The 18,049-nt window shown below is 65.9% G+C and carries 17 protein-coding genes and 1 pseudogene; 9 read left to right on the top strand and 9 right to left on the bottom strand.

The genetic code is table 11. The annotated features are described in order from the left end of the window. Positions 1-381, bottom strand: a pseudogene (locus tag QX039_RS09715) (TetR-like C-terminal domain-containing protein); the annotation flags it as partial. Between the two features lie 41 nt (positions 382-422). On the opposite strand from QX039_RS09715, the gene QX039_RS09710 reads away from it, so the two are divergent. Further along, positions 423-1,334 carry an NAD(P)-dependent oxidoreductase gene (locus QX039_RS09710; protein WP_315737222.1) on the top strand — a complete coding sequence of 304 codons (912 nt, stop codon included), beginning with the start codon at positions 423-425 and terminating at the stop codon, positions 1,332-1,334. A 411-nt stretch (positions 1,335-1,745) separates the two neighbouring features. On the opposite strand, the gene QX039_RS09705 is transcribed toward QX039_RS09710, so the two are convergent. Beyond that, the gene (locus QX039_RS09705) at positions 1,746-2,819 is read right to left on the bottom strand and encodes a tartrate dehydrogenase (RefSeq protein ID WP_315737221.1); all 1,074 of its coding nucleotides are present in this window, start codon (positions 2,817-2,819) and stop codon (positions 1,746-1,748) included. A gap of 160 nt (positions 2,820-2,979) precedes the next feature. Here QX039_RS09705 and QX039_RS09700 point away from each other — a divergent pair, with 160 nt between their 5' ends. From QX039_RS09700 to QX039_RS09675, 6 genes are all read left to right on the top strand, one after another. Further along, entirely contained in the window at positions 2,980-3,756 is a 777-nt protein-coding gene (locus QX039_RS09700) for an SDR family oxidoreductase (protein WP_315737220.1), read from the top strand. A 79-nt stretch (positions 3,757-3,835) separates the two neighbouring features. Then, positions 3,836-5,260, top strand: coding sequence for an amidase (locus QX039_RS09695; RefSeq protein ID WP_315737219.1), 1,425 nt, complete (start codon positions 3,836-3,838; stop codon positions 5,258-5,260). Positions 5,261-5,465: 205 nt separating this feature from the next. Then, the gene (locus tag QX039_RS09690; RefSeq protein ID WP_315737218.1) at positions 5,466-6,788 is read left to right on the top strand and encodes an MFS transporter; all 1,323 of its coding nucleotides are present in this window, start codon (positions 5,466-5,468) and stop codon (positions 6,786-6,788) included. A 26-nt stretch (positions 6,789-6,814) separates the two neighbouring features. After that, positions 6,815-7,477 (top strand): sulfite oxidase-like oxidoreductase, encoded by a 663-nt coding sequence (locus QX039_RS09685; RefSeq protein ID WP_315737217.1) that lies wholly within the window; start codon positions 6,815-6,817, stop codon positions 7,475-7,477. A gap of 167 nt (positions 7,478-7,644) precedes the next feature. After that, entirely contained in the window at positions 7,645-8,010 is a 366-nt protein-coding gene (locus QX039_RS09680; RefSeq protein ID WP_315737216.1) for a hypothetical protein, read from the top strand. A gap of 586 nt (positions 8,011-8,596) precedes the next feature. Then, positions 8,597-9,814 carry a bifunctional alpha/beta hydrolase/OsmC family protein gene (locus QX039_RS09675; protein ID WP_315772479.1) on the top strand — a complete coding sequence of 406 codons (1,218 nt, stop codon included), beginning with the start codon at positions 8,597-8,599 and terminating at the stop codon, positions 9,812-9,814. 1 nt (position 9,815) lies between these two features. On the opposite strand, the gene QX039_RS09670 is transcribed toward QX039_RS09675, so the two are convergent. Then, positions 9,816-10,862: a YeeE/YedE family protein gene (locus QX039_RS09670; protein ID WP_315772566.1), complete on the bottom strand. Its 1,047-nt coding sequence runs from the start codon at positions 10,860-10,862 to the stop codon at positions 9,816-9,818. Positions 10,863-11,076: 214 nt separating this feature from the next. On the opposite strand from QX039_RS09670, the gene paaI reads away from it, so the two are divergent. Continuing rightward, positions 11,077-11,544 carry a hydroxyphenylacetyl-CoA thioesterase PaaI gene (gene paaI, locus QX039_RS09665; protein ID WP_409998887.1) on the top strand — a complete coding sequence of 156 codons (468 nt, stop codon included), beginning with the start codon at positions 11,077-11,079 and terminating at the stop codon, positions 11,542-11,544. 43 nt (positions 11,545-11,587) lie between these two features. Next, positions 11,588-12,916, top strand: a complete 1,329-nt coding sequence (gene paaK / locus QX039_RS09660; RefSeq protein WP_315737213.1) for a phenylacetate--CoA ligase PaaK — start codon at positions 11,588-11,590, stop codon at positions 12,914-12,916. A gap of 244 nt (positions 12,917-13,160) precedes the next feature. Here the strand turns inward: paaK and paaE are convergent, their stop codons facing one another. The 6 genes from paaE to paaX all read right to left on the bottom strand — a co-directional run bounded on the left by paaE (position 13,161) and on the right by paaX (position 18,003). Further along, the gene (paaE, locus tag QX039_RS09655; protein ID WP_315772477.1) at positions 13,161-14,240 is read right to left on the bottom strand and encodes a 1,2-phenylacetyl-CoA epoxidase subunit PaaE; all 1,080 of its coding nucleotides are present in this window, start codon (positions 14,238-14,240) and stop codon (positions 13,161-13,163) included. 105 nt (positions 14,241-14,345) lie between these two features. Next, positions 14,346-14,849 (bottom strand): 1,2-phenylacetyl-CoA epoxidase subunit PaaD, encoded by a 504-nt coding sequence (gene paaD / locus QX039_RS09650; protein WP_315772475.1) that lies wholly within the window; start codon positions 14,847-14,849, stop codon positions 14,346-14,348. Then, complete coding sequence (gene paaC, locus QX039_RS09645; RefSeq protein WP_315772473.1) at positions 14,843-15,619, bottom strand: 1,2-phenylacetyl-CoA epoxidase subunit PaaC; 777 nt, start codon at positions 15,617-15,619, stop codon at positions 14,843-14,845. The genes paaD and paaC overlap by 7 nt, the downstream gene beginning before the upstream one ends. Before the next feature lie 133 nt (positions 15,620-15,752). Continuing rightward, positions 15,753-16,040, bottom strand: coding sequence for a 1,2-phenylacetyl-CoA epoxidase subunit PaaB (paaB, locus tag QX039_RS09640; protein ID WP_315737209.1), 288 nt, complete (start codon positions 16,038-16,040; stop codon positions 15,753-15,755). A gap of 13 nt (positions 16,041-16,053) precedes the next feature. Beyond that, positions 16,054-17,043, bottom strand: a complete 990-nt coding sequence (paaA, locus tag QX039_RS09635) for a 1,2-phenylacetyl-CoA epoxidase subunit PaaA (protein WP_315772472.1) — start codon at positions 17,041-17,043, stop codon at positions 16,054-16,056. A gap of 78 nt (positions 17,044-17,121) precedes the next feature. Next, positions 17,122-18,003, bottom strand: coding sequence for a phenylacetic acid degradation operon negative regulatory protein PaaX (paaX, locus tag QX039_RS09630; RefSeq protein WP_315772470.1), 882 nt, complete (start codon positions 18,001-18,003; stop codon positions 17,122-17,124). Between the last annotated feature and the right edge of the window lie 46 nt (positions 18,004-18,049).

The following is an 18,049-nucleotide window of genomic DNA, read 5'->3' as shown; positions in this document are numbered from 1 at the left end:
CAGATCGAGATGGGTCTGCAGCATCGCTTCGGCGTCGAGCGGCGCATGTCGCTCGAACAGGCTCTTCCACAGCACCGCGACCATCATTGGCGCGATCATCAATTGCGGGTGTTGCACCAGCTTGGGCTCGCGGATCTCGCCGCGCGTGATCGCCAACTGGATCAGCGCGCGCATGGCCGCGAGACCGCGGGAGACGACCTCGCGATAATAGAAATCGGCAATGGCCGGAAAGCGCGGCCCTTCCGCGATGATGAGCCGGACGAGATCGGCCCGCCGGGTGCCGGCGACCTCCTGCAGGAACATGGGGGTCCACAACGGCGGTGTCGCCCGGGGCTCCCCCTCCCCAACCCTCCCCCACAAGGGGGAGGGAGCACAGCTTCGTCGGCGCGACTGCTCGGCACATCCCGAAAGGAGACCATCACGTGCGCGGAGTTTTCATCGACGCCAACGAGTCGCTTGCCGAGATTTTCGAGCGGCAGCGCAAATCGGGCGATCCCGAGATGCGCGTGCATCTCGATCCGGACATCAAGCCGGACGACTGGCCCGCCATTCTCGATGGCGCCGAGATCGGCGTGGTCGATCACACCGCCCTGCCCACCGAGGTCGCGAAGCAGTGCAAGGGGCTCAAGCACGTCGTGTTCCTCGGCACCGGCGCGCGCAGCTACATGAATCCGGAGGAGCTGGCCGATCTCGGCATCACCGTGCACCTGATCAAGGGCTATGGCGATACGGCGGTGGCAGAAGCAGCGATCGCGCTGATGTGGGCCTCGGCCCGCGGCATCGCGCAGATGGACCGCGAGATGCGCGCCGGCAACTGGCTGCGCGACGACGGCATGCAGTTGACCGGCAAGACCCTCGGCCTGATCGGCTTCGGCGGCATCGCCGCGGAAGTCGCGCGCATCGCGTCCGGCGGCGGCATGAAGGTGATCGCCTGGAACCGCTCGCCGAAGAGTCATCCGGGCGTGGAGTTCGTCGATCTCGACACGCTGCTCAAGGAGAGCCACGTCGTCTCGCTGCATCTCCTGCTCAACGACGAGACCCGCGGCTTCCTGTCCCGCGACCGCATCGCGCAGATGCGGCCGGGCGTGATCTTCGTGAACACCGCCCGCGCGGCCATCGTCGACGAAGCAGCGATGATCGACGCCCTGCGCTCCGGCCACATCCGCCACGCCGGCCTCGACGTCTTCAACACCGAGCCGCTGCCCGCCGGTCACGTACTGACCACCATCCCCAACGTGACGCTGTCGGCGCATTCGGCGTTCCGCACGCCGGAAGCCAGCGAGAACCTGATCCACGCCGCTTGGGAGCACTGCCGCAGGGTGGCGAAGAAGTAGTTGTTGACGCGTAGGGTGGGCAAAGCGGCCGCCGCTAGGCGGCAGCGTGCCCACCGTCGATCAGCGCGTACGCGGCAAGACGGTGGGCACGGCGCCACCGCGATCTCATGCGAGGATGCAGCAGAGCCGCGCCTTTGCTCACCCTACGGCTCTCTCCTTCGTCATTGCGAGCGAAGCGAAGCAATCCAGAGTCCCCGCGACGGCCCTGGATTGCTTCGTCGCTACGCTCCTCGCAATGACGATGTTGATCGAGCTGCCGCCCCCCCCCCCCACCGTCGTCCCGGCGAACGCCGGGACCCATACCGCGTGATTTATCTGTGGCGCGCGGTGGCAGATATCGGCGGCTACAATGACGGCCGGTGGTTATGGGCCCCGGCGTTCGCCGGGGCGACATCGAGCAAATAGCGGCGACTAGTCCACCATGTCTGCGACGGCCTTGCCGCACGCCACCGTATCGGCGTTGCCGCCCAGATCCCGCGTGCGCAGCGTCCGCTCGGCCAGCGTCCGCTCGATCGCGCCGACGATCGACTGCGCTGCAGTCTTCTCTCCCAGATGCTCCAGCATCATCGCGCCCGACCAGATCATGCCGATCGGGTTGGCAATCCCCTGCCCTGCGATATCGGGCGCCGAGCCGTGCACCGGCTCGAACACCGACGGGAAATTGCGCTCGGGATTGATGTTGCCCGACGGCGCGATGCCGATCGTGCCGGTGCAGGCAGGTCCCAAATCGGACAGGATGTCGCCGAACAGGTTGGAGCCGACGACGACGTCGAACCAGTCCGGGTGCAGCACGAAGTTCGCGGTGAGGATGTCGATGTGGTACTTGTCCCACTTCACGCCCGGATAGTTCTTCGCCATCGCCTCGACGCGCTCGTCCCAGTAAGGCATCGTGATCGAAATGCCGTTGGACTTCGTCGCCGAGGTCAGGTGCTTCTTCGGCCGGGATTGCGCGAGCTCGAAGGCAAACTTCAGGATGCGGTCGACGCCGGTGCGGGTCATCACCGTCTGCTGGGTGACGAACTCGCGATCGGTGTCCGGGAACATGCGGCCGCCGACCGAGGAGTATTCGCCTTCGGTGTTCTCGCGCACCACCCAGAAATCGATGTCGCCGGGCTTGCGGCCCGCCAGCGGCGACGGCACGCCCGGCATCAGCCGCACGGGACGCAGATTGACGTACTGATCGAACTCGCGGCGGAACTTGATCAGCGAGCCCCACAGCGACACGTGGTCTGCGATCTTGGCGGGCCAGCCGACGGCGCCGAAATAGATCGCGTCATGGCCGCCGATCTGCGCCTTCCAGTCGTCCGGCATCATCTGGCCGTGCTTCTCGTAATAGTCGTAGCTCGAGAAGTCGAAATGATCGAACTGCACCGCGACGCCGTGCTTCTTGGCCGCCGCCTCGATCACGCGAATGCCCTCGGGCATGACCTCCTTGCCGATGCCGTCGCCGGGAATGACTGCGATGCGATAGGGCTTCTTGCTCATCGAGCGGATCCTTGGTCGTTTACGCCGGTACCCCCGGCTGAAATGTCCAATGCCTGAATGAACCAAACCATGCCCAAGCGCAACGCTGCGGTGCAAGATTGACCGCATGGCTGACGCGCCAGACAATCCTATCTCCTCACCCATCCCAGCGAGCACGTCCATGGACCTTCATCTGCGCGGCAAGCGCGTTCTCATCACCGGCGCGTCCAAGGGGATCGGTGCCGCAGCCGCCGAAGCCTTCGCCGAGGAAGGCTGTCACGTCAGGCTTGCAGCGCGCAGTGGCGACCGGCTCGCGGCGCTGGTCGAGCAGCTGCGATCGAAGCATCAGATCGATGCGGCCGCGCATGTCGTGGACCTGCGCAAGAGCGAGGACGTCGCGCGGCTGGCCGAAGCCGCTTCCGATATCGACATCCTCGTCAACAATGCCGGCGACATCCCGGGCGGCGCGATCGACAAGATCGACGAGGCGGCCTGGCGGCATGCCTGGGACCTGAAGGTGTTCGGCTTCATCAATCTGACGCGCCTGGTCTATGCGCAGATGAAGGCGCGCGGGGCCGGCGTCATCATCAACGACATCGGCGCGGCCGGCGAGAAGTTCGACGCCAACTACATCTGCGGCAGCGCCGGCAATGCGGCGCTGATGGCCTTCACCCGCGCGCTCGGCTCCAAGAGCCTCGCCGACAACATCCGTGTGGTCGGCATCAATCCCGGACCGGTCGGCACCGACCGCCACGTCACCCTGCTGAAGACGCGCGCCCGCGACCTGTTCGGCGACGAGCACCGCTACACCGAATTCCAGAAAAGCCTGCCGCTCGGCCGTCCCGCGCATCCGCGCGAGATCGCCGACCTGATGGCGTTCCTCGCCTCGGACCGTGCCGGCTACACCTCCGGCGTGATCTATACCGTCGACGGCGGCATCAGCGCAGGGTGGGGTTGATCGCCGCGACCTTTCCACGTCGGCCGAAACATGATCTACGACTTTGCGCCGGGACGCTTCCAATCAGGAGAACTGCACTTTGGCCGACCAGGGATTGATCCGCGAGACCGCCTGCGCCGTCGTCGACAAGTTGAAGACCGGCGAGGTCACCCCGCTCGATTGCCTCGACGCACTGGAAGCGCGCATCACAGCCGTCGACGACAAGGTCAACGCGCTGCCGACCCTGTGCTTCGACCGCGCCCGCGAGCACGCCAAGGCGCTGATGCAGAAGCCGGTTGCCGAACGCGGGATGCTCGCCGGGCTGCCCGTCCCGATCAAGGACCTCACGGATGTCGCCGGCGTGCTCACCACCCAGGGCTCGCCGATCTTCAAGGACCGGATTCCGGAACGCTCTGATCTCATGGTCGAGCATCTCGAAGCCAATGGCGGCGTGATCTACGCCAAGTCGAACACGCCGGAGTTCGGCGCCGGCGCCAACACCTTCAACGAGGTGTTCGGCGCGACGCGCAATCCCTGGGACACGTCCCGCTCGGCGGCCGGCTCCTCCGGCGGCGCCGCGGTGGCGCTTGCCACCGGCATGGCCTGGTTGGCGCACGGCTCCGACATGGGCGGCTCGCTGCGCAACCCCGCGAGCTTCTGCGGCATCGTCGGCCTGCGCCCGAGCTTCGGCCGCGTCGCGCATACGCCGGCGGTGGCCATCGACCGCAATCTCGCCATCCAGGGCCCGATGGCCCGCAACGTCGCGGACCTCGCGCTGCTGCTCGACGCGATGAGCGGCGAGCACGCCGCGGATCCGATCTCGCTGCCCTCGCCTGCGACGTCGTTCCTGGCCGCCGCGCGCTCCGGCAGGAAGCCGGTCCGCGTTGCCTACTCTCCGGATCTTGGCATCACGCCCGTGGATCCGGAAGTCGCTGCGGTCACCCGCAAGGCGGCGCAGCGCTTCGCCGAGCTCGGCGTGATCGTCGAGGAGGCGCATCCCGATTTCAGCGAGGCGCATGAATGCTTCCACGTGCTGCGCGCGCTCGACTTCGCGATGAGCAAGGCGGAGCTGCTGCGTACCAAGCGCGACCTCTTGAAGCCCGAGGTGATCTGGAACATCGAGGAAGGGCTGAAGCTCACGGTCGCGCAGATCGCGCGCGCCGAGGCGCAGCGCGTGGCGATCACCGCGCGCGCCGTCAAGTTCTTCGAGACCTATGATCTGCTGCTGGCGCCGGCCACCATCGTACCGCCCTTCCCGGTCGAAAACCGCTACGTCGCCGAATGCGCCGGGCATAAGTTCGACAACTACGTGCAATGGCTCGGCATCGTCTACGCGATCACGCTGGCCTGTTGCCCAGCCCTGTCGCTGCCCTGCGGCTTCACGGCGTCGGGTCTTCCGGTCGGACTGCAAATGGTCGCAGCGCCGCGCGCCGACGCCAAGCTGCTCGCAGGCGCCAAGGTGCTGGAGGACGTCCTCGGCGTTGCCGGCTCGACCCCGATCGATCCGCGCGCGCCGAAGGGCTAAGTCATTCCCCTCATCCTGAGGAGCCCGCCGAAGGCGGGCGTCTCGAAGGATGGGCCGCAGCGTGATGCGCCCCCGCCTCGACACTGCTTGTGGCACGCGCGCAGAGTTCCATGCGCTGAACATGGGACCCATGTCCGTTATCGTCTGTGGCAATCGGGGCTGCTGCCGTAGAAGGGCCGCAAATCACGCTTGCCGGAGACCGGATATGACTGACCAGGTGATCGAGCCTGCCGAAGAAGCCACGACGTTCAGCGACGTCGAGCGCCGCATCAAGGCGATCCTGATCGGCTCGGCCGGCAACCTGGTCGAATGGTACGATTTCTATGCCTATACGGCGTTTGCGCTGTATTTCGCGCCGGCCTTCTTTCCATCGAAGGACCCGGTCGTCGAGCAGCTCAACGCCGCGGTCGTGTTCGCCGCGACCTTCCTGATGCGCCCGCTCGGCGGCTGGCTGTTCGGCTATCTCGCCGATCACCATGGCCGGCGGCTGTCGCTGACCGTCTCGGTCCTCTGCATGTGCTTCGGCTCGCTGATCATTGCGGTGACGCCGACCTATGCCACCATCGGCATCGCCGCGCCGATCATCCTGGCGCTCGCCCGCGTCATCGAGGGCCTCAGCCTCGGCGGCGAGTATGGCGCCAGCGCCACCTACCTGTCCGAGGTCGCCGACGCCAAGCATCGCGGCTTCTATTCGAGCTTCCAATACGTCACCCTGATCGGCGGCCAGCTCACCGCGATCATCGTGCTGCTGCTCCTGCAGAAGGTGTTCTTGACAACCGAGGAGCTCAAGGCATGGGGCTGGCGCATTCCATTTGCGATCGGCGCCGGCCTCGCCATCTTCACCGCCGTCATGCGGCGGAACCTGCATGAAACCGAGGCCTTCGTGGAAGCAAAGAAGACGGTCAGTCCGTCGGGATCGATCACCACGCTGCTCAAATATCCGAGAGAGCTGCTGCTGGTGGTCGGCCTGACCGCGGGTGGCACGGCGGCATTCTACACCTTCACGACCTACATGCAGACTTTCGTCAAGCTGTCGGTCGGCCTCACCGAGGACCAGACCACGATGGTGATCTTCGGCTCGCTGCTGTTTGCCTGCGTGCTACAGCCGCTCTATGGCGCGATCTCCGATCGCATCGGCCGCAAGCCGCTGCTGATCTTCTTCGGCGTCGCCGGCACGCTGGCGACGATCCCGATTCTGACCGTGCTGCAGGGCACCAAGGAGCCGTTCACAGCTTTCCTGCTGATCTGCGGCGCCTGGATCTTCACGGCCGGCTACACCTCGATCAACGCGGTGGTGAAGGCCGAGCTGTTTCCGACCAATGTCCGTGCGCTCGGTGTCGGCCTGCCCTACGCGATCACCGTCTCGCTGTTCGGCGGCACCGCACCGGCTATCGCGCTCTACTTCAAGAGCATTGGGCACGAGACCTGGTTCTATTATTATCTCACGGGCGTGATCTTCACGTCGCTATTGATCTATGCGACCATGCGTGACACCAAGCATGCGTCGGCGATGCACCGCCATGAATGAGCTGCCACCACGGATGAGGTGCCGTCATGGCTGACGAGTCCGGGCTACCGCCCGAGAGCAAGCTGACCCGCAGCAAGGAGCGCTGGGCTCACGAGGGCAAATTCCTGACCGGCCGGATCGTGCGGCCCGAGGACCAGCGCCTGCCGCCGGGCCAGCATCTGACCCGCGACTGGCCGGTGCTCGATCTCGGCCTGACGCCCTCGGTCACATCAGAGCGCTGGCGGCTCGACGTCTATGGCGCGGTGGAAAATCCTCTGTTCTGGGATTTCTCCGCCTTCCTCTCCCAGGAGCAGCGCCAGTTCACATCCGACATTCATTGCGTGACGACCTGGTCGCGCTACGACAATCAATGGGAAGGGCTTGCGACGCGCGACCTGCTTGCCGCCTGCCGGCCGCGCGACACAACCGATTTCGTCGTGCTGCATTCCTACGACGGCTACACGACCAATCTCGCACTGGAGGACTTCGCCGCCGAGGACGCCCTGCTCGCGCATAGCTGGTCCGGCGCGCCGCTCACCCAGGAGCATGGCGGCCCGGTCCGCATCGTCGTGCCGCATCTGTATTTCTGGAAGAGCGCAAAATGGCTGAAGGCGATCGAATTCCTAGACAAGGATGCGCCCGGCTATTGGGAGGTGCGCGGCTATCACAACCGCGGCGATCCCTGGGCCGAGCAGCGCTATTCGGACTGACGGGCTTCCGTGGCGCCGAGCGAGCGGAGCCGTAGGGTGGGCAAAGACGCGAAGCGTCGTGCCCACCGCCGTCGCCACTGAAATGAAGCTGAAAAGAAAAGAATGGTGGGCACGCTCCGCTTTGCCCACCCTACGGGCTCAGTTTCCGAACCTGCCAGAGATATCGCATGGAGTTCACCTCAGAAACCGGCAAGATCCCCAAGGGCTACGGGTATCTTCTCAAGCCGAGCGTCATCCTCGCCGCACTGACCGCAAGAGATCTCGGCGGCATTCGCATCCACCTCGTTCGAAGCCACGGCAGGCGTCTGTTCGATGCGCGATATCGGCCGCCGGACGGCGACATTCCTTATGAGCGTCTCAACATCAAAGTCGGCACCGCGCACGAGCGGGACTTGCCTGGACTTCGTCGGCGCGCGAAGGACGAAGCCCTGCCCGCGCTCGTCCAATGGATTTCCGACCTCGTCGCGCAAGACCTGCCGACAGCGATCCGGCACGGCGAACAGGAGATCGAGCTTCTGCCTCCGCGAGACTGATCATTGCTGCGTCGCGTGCGCGATTGATGCTTGCCCGGCCCCCCGGCCCAGAAATATCCCCCTTGCATATTTCTGAAAATCGTGATTTATTAACCGCCATCCCGCCTCGTTGCAGAGGGGCGTATCGCGATCGTCACGGACGTGGAGCGCGGGATGCGGTGGGCGCAACGGGTTGCAGCGTGGTCTTCCATGCGGACGAACGATCCGGTGCGCACGGCGAAATCGTGTGGTCTCGGCGCCGCGGTGCTGGCGTCAAGTCGTGGTGCGGATGACGCGCATCGCGATGACGGGGGCAAGACAGCCGTTCCCCGGAGAGAGCACGTATAAGCCGTTCCAACCATTGCGCAGGGAAGGCCGGGATGTCCTCAGCCGTACCTGTGGTTCTGCCGCCTGCATTTTTTTCCGCAGGCGGGCCATGGGGGCGGCAGGCTCCCGACCTTCCCTGCGCCCTCTCGATTGCAGAGGGGCAAAGATCCGCAAAGCTCGGGCCGTTGCAGGGCCGCGAGAATGCGCCATCATGTCTGCGCGTATGGCCATATCTGTTGTATGACGATGTGCAGTGAAGACGCGACGAATGGGGCACAATATGCCGACCGAACGTTTCCAGTTTGAAGGCGCAAGCGGCGAGCAGCTTGCCGCTGCGCTCGACCTGCCCAACGGTTCGCCGCGCGCTTACGCGCTGTTCGCGCATTGCTTCTCCTGCGGCAAGGACACGCATGCGGCGCGGCGCATCGCCATGGCGCTGACGGCGCATGGCATCGCCGTGCTGCGGTTCGACTTCACCGGCCTCGGCTCCAGCGAAGGCGACTTCGCCAACACGACGTTCTCCTCCAACGTCGCCGATCTTGTCCGCGCCGCCAATCATCTGCGCGAGACCCGACAGGCGCCGGCGATCCTGATCGGCCACAGCCTCGGCGGCGCCGCCGTGCTGGCGGCCGCCGGCGACATTCCCGATGCGAAAGCCGTCGTGACGATCGCCGCGCCTTCGGATCCGGGCCATGTCACCAACATGTTCAAGGACGGCCTCGAGGCGATCCGCCGCGACGGCTCGGCCGAGGTCTCGCTCGCGGGGCGCCCGTTCCGGATCAGCAGCTCCTTCCTCGACGACATCGCCGAGCAGCGCCTGCTCGACAAGGTCAAGCATCTGCACAAGGCGCTGCTGGTGATGCACTCGCCTGTCGACGAGACCGTCGGCATCGACAACGCGACCCACATTTTCGTCGCTGCCAAGCATCCGAAGAGCTTCATCTCGCTCGATCACGCCGATCATCTCATCAGCAGCAAGCTAGATGCCGCCTATATCGCCGAGGTGATCGCGAGCTGGGCCGGCCGCTACGTCGCACCGGCGCCGGTCGAGCCGGCGGCCACCGATGGCCCGCGCGACGTCGTCGTGCGCGAGACGCGGGCGAGCAAGCTGCAGCAGAGCATCGCGCTCGGGCCCCACCATCTCACCGCAGACGAGCCGCTCTCCGTCGGCGGCCAGGACACCGGCCCGGGCCCCTACGACCTTCTGCTCGCGGCGCTCGGCGCCTGCACCTCGATGACGATGCGGCTCTATGCCGATCGCAAATTGCTGCCGCTCGACCTGATCACCGTGACCCTGCGTCACAACAAGATCCATGCGGAGGACTGCGCGGCGTGCGAGACCAAGGTCGGGCTGATCGATCAGCTCGAGCGCGAGATCCACATGGACGGCGCGCTCGATGAGGAGCAGCGCAGGAAGCTGATGGAGATCGCCGACAAGTGCCCGGTGCACCGGACGCTGACGTCGGAGATCCGCATCGTCACGCGTGCGACGGACTGAGCTAACGCGCCGCTTCCGGCTCCATCTTCAGCGGCCGCACGCGCAAGGCGCCGCGCAGGCCTGCGGCCGTGCCGATGAAAATGCCGGTGATGGCAACGAACGATGGCAGCGCCAAAGTGGAGAGTCCCGTGAGCCCCTGCCCGACCGAGCAGCCCAGCGCCATCACGCCGCCGATGCCCATCAGCGCGGCGCCGCCAACCGAGCGCAGCATGTGATTCGGCGAGTGAAAACCTTCGAGCTTGAAGCGGCGCGTGACCAGCGCCGTCACGAGACTCCCCGCCAGCACGCCAGCGACCGTTGCAATGCCGAAGTTCACCGTCGAGCCGGTCGACAGCATCACATATTGCAGGCCGTCGGCGATCGGCGCGACGAAGGTGAGCGAGCCCACCGGCACCGGATTGAACTCATCGGCGCCGAGATAGCCGGTCGCAAACCATCCGGCCGCGACCAGCAGGCCGACGACGAGACCGGCGAGCATCTGCCCCGGTGCGCGCCGGAACGGCGCATGCGCGAAGGCGAACACGATCAACACGCTGCCGAGCGCGAGCGCCGGCAAGAGGCGCGCTGGCGCACCGTGCAGGCCGCCGGCCGACAGCAGCGCAGGAAGCGATGTCGCCGCGGCCGTGGTCTGCGAGGCCTGCATCAGCGCGATGCGCAACGGCGCGATCAGGCCCTTCAACGTCATCTCCGCTGCGATCGCCAGCACCGTCACCACGACGAAGGAGCGCAAATTGCCGCGGCCGAGCAGCACCAGCGCGCGCGAGCCGCAACCGTTGGCGAGCACCATGCCGTAGCCGAACAGGACACCGCCCAAGAGCATCAGCGGCACCGAGAAGGTCGGCTGCAGATAGATCGACTTGCCGAGATCGACGGCCCCGTTGGCCGCGAGCAGCTGTGTGGCGACGATGGCGATGCCCATCGCCAGGGCGAAAGTTCGCACCAGCCGGCGGTCGCCGTCGGCCCACCAGCCGCGCAGGCTGCTCATCATGCAGAAGCCGCTGAGCAGCCCGACCACGCCATAGATCAGGCCGATCATGAGACCGGCCATCACGGCCAGATTGGCGGCTTCGGGCACGTTCAGGAATCCTTCCGGTTGCGGACAACACGCGCGTTGCGCAGGCAGCGCTTTCGCTTGACGCGCGCAGAATATTTGCCACGATGTCGCACCTAACTAGATGAGAATGCTTGTTCCAACAAGCATCGACGGGAGAGAACGCCGTGATTTCAGAAACGCATCCTCAGGGGTGGCCGACGCATCGCGCATGCATGGAGGCCGCACGGTGAGCGGCGTGGCGACACTTTCCCCCGACGCTCTCGCCCGCGCCTGCGCCGACGCGATGTGGCAGGATGATCGCGCCAGCCAGGGGCTCGGCATGCACATCGTCGAGATCGGCCCCGGACGCGCCACCCTGCAGATGCAAGTGCAGCCTCACATGGTCAACGGCCATGGCATCGCCCATGGCGGCTTCATCTTCACGCTGGCCGATTCCGCCTTCGCATTCGCCTGCAACTCGCACAACGACCGCACCGTGGCCGCACAGGGCAGCATCAGCTTCATCCGCCCCGGCAAGCTCGGCGACGTTCTGCTTGCCCGCGCGCACGAGGTGTCGCGCAGCGGGCGCTCCGGCATCTATGATGTCCGCGTTACGGCAGGCGACACGGTGATCGCCGAATTCCGCGGCCATTCGCGCAGCATCGGCGGCACGCTGGTCCCGGCCGCCGCGAGCTGATCCGCTTCCCTATCGCCCCGCGCCCCCGCCGGAGGACCTGACCATGACATCGACCAAGCTTCAATCGACCGGCAGCTACGTTCCCGAGATGGACGAAACCGAGCGGGCCTCGCGCGACGAGATCATGGCGCTGCAGACCCGCCGGCTCGCCTGGTCGCTCAAGCACGCCTACGACAACGTCGCCCATTACCGCCAGGCTTTCGACAAGGCCGGCGTGCATCCGTCGGATTTCCGCGAGCTTGCCGATCTGGGCAAGTTTCCGTTCACGGTGAAGACCGACCTGCGCGACAATTACCCGTTCAACATGTTCGCCGTGCCGCGCGAGCAACTGGTACGGGTGCACGCCTCCTCGGGCACGACCGGCAAGCCGATCGTGGTCGGCTATACCCGCAACGACATCGCGACCTGGTCGGCCGTGATGGCACGCTCGATCCGCGCCGCCGGCGGCCGCAGCGGCATGATCATCCACAACGCCTATGGCTACGGCCTGTTCACCGGCGGCCTCGGCGTCCACTACGGCGCCGAGCAGCTCGGCTGCACGGTGGTGCCGATCTCCGGCGGCATGACCGAGCGGCAGGTGCAGCTGATCAATGATTTCCGCCCTGACATCATCACCGTGACGCCAAGCTACATGCTGGCAATCCTCGACGAGTTCAAGCGTCAGGGCCTCGATCCGCGGCAGAGTTCGCTCAGGATCGGCATCTTCGGCGCCGAGCCATGGACCAATGCAATGCGCGCCGAGATCGAGGACGCATTTGCGATGGATGCCACCGACATCTACGGCCTGTCCGAGGTGATCGGCCCTGGCGTGGCGCAGGAATGCCTGGAAACCAAGGACGGACTGCACATCTGGGAGGATCACTTCTATCCGGAGATCGTCGATCCCGACACCGGCAAGGTGCTGCCCGACGGCGAGATGGGCGAACTGGTGTTCACCTCGTTGACCAAGGAGGCCTTCCCCGTCATCCGCTATCGCACCCGCGATCTGACCCGGCTGCTGCCGGGCACCGCGCGGCCGGGCATGCGACGGATGGAGAAGGTCACGGGCCGCTCCGATGACATGATCATCCTGCGCGGCGTCAACCTGTTCCCGTCACAGATCGAGGAGATCCTGCTGTCGACCGAATGGTGCGGCGGCCATTTCATGTTGGAGCTGACGCGCGAGGGCCGCATGGACGAGCTGACGATCTACGCGGAGTCGCGACCGGAGCATTGGGACGAGACCGGCCTCGGCGCGCATGCCGAGCGCATCTCCATCCACATCAAGAACACCATCGGCCTCACGGCAAAGGTGAAAGTCGTCCCGCCCGACACGCTGGAGCGCTCGGCCGGCAAGGCGAAACGGATCAAGGACAAGCGGCCGGTGGGGTAGCCGTTCAGAGATGAATCGAGGTTGAGCGCCGATGACAGTGAGCTCCCTCGCCCCGCCTGCGGGGAGAGGGTTGGGGTGAGGGGGACTCTCCACGCACCGAACTCGCGGAGAGTCCCCTCACCCGGATTGCATCTAACGATGCAATCCGACCTCTCCCCGCAAGCGGGGCGAGGTGCAGCGAGCGAGCCGAGCGAGCGTGCTCACATCAGCCTCGATCAGCAGTCGAAATTTCGCGGCCACTACCTCACACATGATCGTAGTCCACCACCACGCGCTCCGTCACCGGCCTGGCCTGGCACGTGAGCACAAAGCCAGCCTGCAGCTCCCATGGCTCCAGCGAGTAGTTCAGCTCCATCTCCGCTCTCCCCTCCACCAGCTTGGCGCGGCAGGTCGAGCACATGCCGCCCTTGCAGGCGAAGGGCAAGTCCACACCGGCGCGAAGCGCGGCGTCGAGAATGGCCTCGCCGTCGGCGACCGGGACCTCGCGGCGCTTGCCGTCGATGATCAGCGCGGCGATCGCCTTGGGGGGCGCCGTATCAGGCACAACAGCTTTCGGCCGCGGCTTGCCGCCGGCGCCCGAGACGAAGCGCTCGACATGGACGCGCTCGTCAGCGATGCCGAGCGCGCGGCAGGTGGCCGCGATGTCCTCGCTCATGCCGGTGGGGCCGCAGATGAAGATATGATCGATGCTCTCGGCCGGCACCAGCGAACGCAGCAGCACGCGCACCTTCTCGCCGTCGAGCCGGCCGTGCAGGATCGGCAGATCCTGCTCCTCACCGGAGATGACGTGGAACACCGAGAAGCGGTCGAGGAAGCGATCCTTCAGCTCCTCGAGCTGTTCGCGGAACAGCATGCCTGCGGTGGTGCGGTTGCCGTAGAACAGGAAGAAGCGGCTGTGCGGCTCCCGCGCCAGCACGGCTTTCACGATCGAGAGGATCGGCGTGATCCCGGAGCCGGCGGCAAGGCCGACGTGAGTCCGCGCGGCCTCAGGCTGCAGTGCCACGCCAAAACGGCCGGTCGGCGTCATGACGTCGATCTCGTCGCCGCGCCTCAATTCGTCGGTGACGAAGCTGGAGAATGCGCCGCCATCGACACGCTTCACGGCGATCCGGATCTCGTCGTCATCGGGACCGGAGCAGATCGAATAGGAGCGCCGGACCTCCTCGCCGCCGAGCGTGGTCTTGAGCGTGAGGTATTGCCCTGGCGCGAAGCGATAGTCATCGGCAAGCTCGTTCGGAATCGCAAAGGTCAGCGACACCGCATCGGGCGCCTCCCGGCGCAGGTCACGGACGGCGAGACGATGGAAGCGTGGCGTTGTCGACATCGGGTTCATCCTCCCGTCATTGCGAGGAGCGAAGCGACGAAGCAATCCAGGGCTCCGGGCGTGGCCCTGGATTGCTTCGCTTCGCTCGCAATGACGGCTGTGGCATCAGTGGCACTTGAAATAATCGAACGGCTCGCGGCACGATCTGCAGCGCCACAGCGCCTTGCACGAGGTCGAGCCGAACTCGGCGAGTTGCTCGGTGTCGACGGATCCGCATTGCGGACACGCAACCTCGGCCACGCCAAACAGCGCGCGCCGGCCGCTCGACGGCTGCGGCGGCGCGATGCCGTACTCCCGCAACTTGCGGCGACCCTGCTCGCTCATCCAGTCCGTGGTCCAGGCCGGCGACAGCACAGTGCGCACGCTGGCCTCGCGGAAGCCGGCTCGCTCCAGCGCCAGCTCGATCTCGAGCGCGATCATGTTCATCGCCGGGCAACCGGAATAGGTCGGCGTGATCGCGACGTCGACCCGTTCCCCGACCACCTCGACCTCGCGCAGCACGCCGAGATCGTCGATCGTCAGCACCGGGATTTCCGGATCGACCACCGACGCCGCCGCCTCCCAGGCACGCTGGCGCAGCTCAGCCGGGCTCAATTCGGCGACTACCACGACGCACCGGGGAAGCTGCGCTGCATGTATTGCAGCTCGCTGAGGAGATGGCCGAGATGCTCGCTGTGACGCCCGTCGCGGCCGCCCTGCTGCATCCAGTCGTTCTCCGGCAGCACCAAGGTCGCCTCACGCGCGACATGCGAGACGATCGACAGCCATTCCGGCAGCAGCATCGTCGGATCGATCGCGATGCCGGCATCGATCAGGCCGCGCTCCGCATCGTCGACACTGAACATCTCTCCCGTATAGGCCCAGAGATCGTCGATCGCAGCCTGCCCGCGGCGGTGGCTTTCGTCGGTGCCGTCACCGAGCCGGATCACCCATTCGCTGGCATGGCGCAGATGATAGGCGCATTCCTTCTCAGACTTGGCCGCGATCGCCGCCAGCGTCGCATCGGTGGAGCCCATCATGCCCCGCCAATAGAGATCGGCGAACGCCGCGTAGAAGAGCTGGCGCACCATCGTATGCGCGAAGTCACCATTCGGGCGTTCGACCAGCAGCAGGTTACGGTACTGTCTGACGTCGCGGAGATAAGCGAGCTTGTCCTCGTCGTTGTCGCAGCCCTCGACCTTGGCGGCGTAGCCATAGAGCTCGCGCGCCTGGCCGATCAGGTCGAGCGCCATGTTGGACAGCGCCATGTCCTCTTCCAGCATCGGCGCATGGCCGCACCATTCGGAGAGGCGATGGCCGAGGATCAGCGCATCGTCGGCGCGGCGCAAGGTGTAGAGCACCAGCGGCGTTTCGGAGACGGTGATCGAGGGTGCGGTCATGGTTGTGATCCGATCAGCCCGCCACGAACTCCGTCATTGCGGGCGCAGCGAAGCAATCCAGGGATTCATCCGAGCAGGCAGTCTGGATTGCTTCGCTGCGCTCGCAATGACGACGGCTGAGATCCTCAGCCGATCACATATGCCCGACTTCCTCGGGCACCTCGTAGAACGTCGGGTGGCGATAGATCTTCGACTCCGCCGGCTCGAACATCATGCCCTTGTCGGCGGGATCGGACGCGGTGATCGCGCTCGACGGCACCACCCAGATCGACAGACCCTCGCCGCGGCGGGTGTAGATGTCGCGCGCGGCCTGCAGCGCCATGGTCGCATCCGGCGCATGCAGCGAGCCGCAATGCTTGTGCGCGAGCCCGTTGCGGCTGCGGATGAAGACCTCCCACAACGGCGTGTTCGGCGTCGCCATTTCGATCTCCCTGCTATTCGGCCGCTTGCGCCATCTGGCGCCGCGCGCGCTTCTCTGCATAGGCCGCGGCGGCCTCGCGCACCCAGGCGCCGTCGGCATGCGCCTTGCGGCGCGCCGCCATCCGGTCGCGGTTGCACGGGCCGTTACCGGCCAGCACCTGCTTGAACTCGTTCCAGTCGATCGGGCCGTGGCGCCAATGGCCCTGCTCGTCCTGCTTCATCTCGGGATCAGGAATGGTGAGCCCAAGATACTGCGCCTGCGGCACGGTGGCATCGATGAACTTCTGGCGCAGCTCGTCATTCGAGAAGCGCTTGATCTTCCACTTCGTCGAGGTGTCGCTGTGCTGGCTGGCCTGGTCGGGCGGGCCGAACATCATCAGCACCGGCCACCACCACCTGTTCAGCGCATCCTGCGCCATCGCCTTCTGCTCGGCGGTGCCGCGGCAGAGCGTCAGCATGATCTCGTAGCCCTGCCGCTGATGGAACGATTCCTCCTTGCAGACGCGGATCATCGCGCGCGCATAGGGACCATAGGAGCAGCGGCACAACGGAATCTGGTTCATGATCGCGGCGCCGTCGACCAGCCAGCCGATCACACCGATATCCGCCCAGGTCAGGGTGGGATAGTTGAAGATCGAGGAGTACTTCGCCTTGCCGGCCAGCATCGCATCGACCAGCTCCTCGCGCGAGGCGCCGAGCGTCTCGGCGGCGGCGTAGAGATACAGCCCATGGCCGCATTCGTCCTGGACCTTGGCGAGCAACGCCGCCTTGCGGCGCAGGCTCGGCGCGCGCGTGATCCAGTTGCCCTCGGGCAGCATGCCGACGATTTCGGAATGGGCGTGTTGGGAGATCTGCCGGATCAGCGTCTTGCGATAGGCCGACGGCATCCAGTCATTGGGCTCGATGCGCTCCTCGGCATCGATGCGGGCCTGAAAGCGCGAGGCGCGTCCAGCGTCCTCGGCGAAGCTGCCCTCCTCGGGCGAATTGAGCGCCTGCGTGTACATGCGGCGGCGTCCTCCCAGGACTTGGTTGCCGCCAATATATAACGATATTTTATCCGTGCAATCGAATTCTGTAATATATCAGGGTGCCTCATGCACGTCGGCGAAACGCCGCTGCAGCGCCGCGCCGGCCTCCGGCAACGGGCCCTGATCGTTGGTCGCATGGGCGTCGAGCCAGCGCTCGGAACCCGGCAGCAGCAACCGATAGATCTCGCCACACAGCGCCCGGGCCTGCCGTCCCGGCCAATTCCCCGGCAGCAACTCGGCCGGCAGCAGCGGATCGCGCAGCACGATGCGCCGGTAGTGGTGGATCAGCAGGATCCGCGCGGTGAAGGCCTGGCCGGCGGAGAGCGCCTCGCCGCGCGCGATGCTGTCCTTGAGCGGCGCAAAGGAGGCGGTGAACTTGCGGTACGCCTCCGCCGTCCGCTCCAGCGCCCAACTCTCGGCCACCAGCCGCCGTGCCATGTCGGAGCCGGCCGACGCCTGCAGGCGGATGGCACCCTCCACAGCGTCAGGGACGGCGATGCTCGCGGGGGCCACGAACACGCCGGGCAGCGGGCTGCCGAAACCGGCATCGCGCAGGGCGGCGCGCGCCTGCTCGCGATCATCGGCGCTGCCGATGAGCAGCAGTTCGAAGCTGCCGTTCCATTCCGTCGGCGGCGAATCGTAGATGTGGCGGGTGGCACCGGCGAAGGTCTGCTCGCCGCGACGGGTCAGGCGATAGAAGCTGTTGCGGCCTATTCTGGTGCGCTCGAACCAGCCTTCCGCCGTCAGCCGCGACATCGCCGTGCGCACCACGCCGCCGTCGATGGCCAGCCCTTCGAAGAAGGCGAGCAAGGTGCCGAGCCAAACGCTGCCGCCCCGCGGCACGATGGCGTCGCCGAACACGGTGATGATCAGCGACCCCGTGCGCGACGGCTCGCTCTTGAGCTGATGGACGATCCGGGACAGCGGCTGCGGCATGGCGAAGGCTTTAGCCGGTTTCACCCGATCGCAAAAGAAAAGGCCC

It is taken from the genome of Bradyrhizobium sp. SZCCHNR1043 (genome assembly GCF_032489675.1).
Lineage (GTDB): Bacteria > Pseudomonadota > Alphaproteobacteria > Rhizobiales > Xanthobacteraceae > Bradyrhizobium.
Note: the sequence above shows the minus strand (reverse complement) of the source record. Positions and strands in the feature narration are given on the sequence as shown.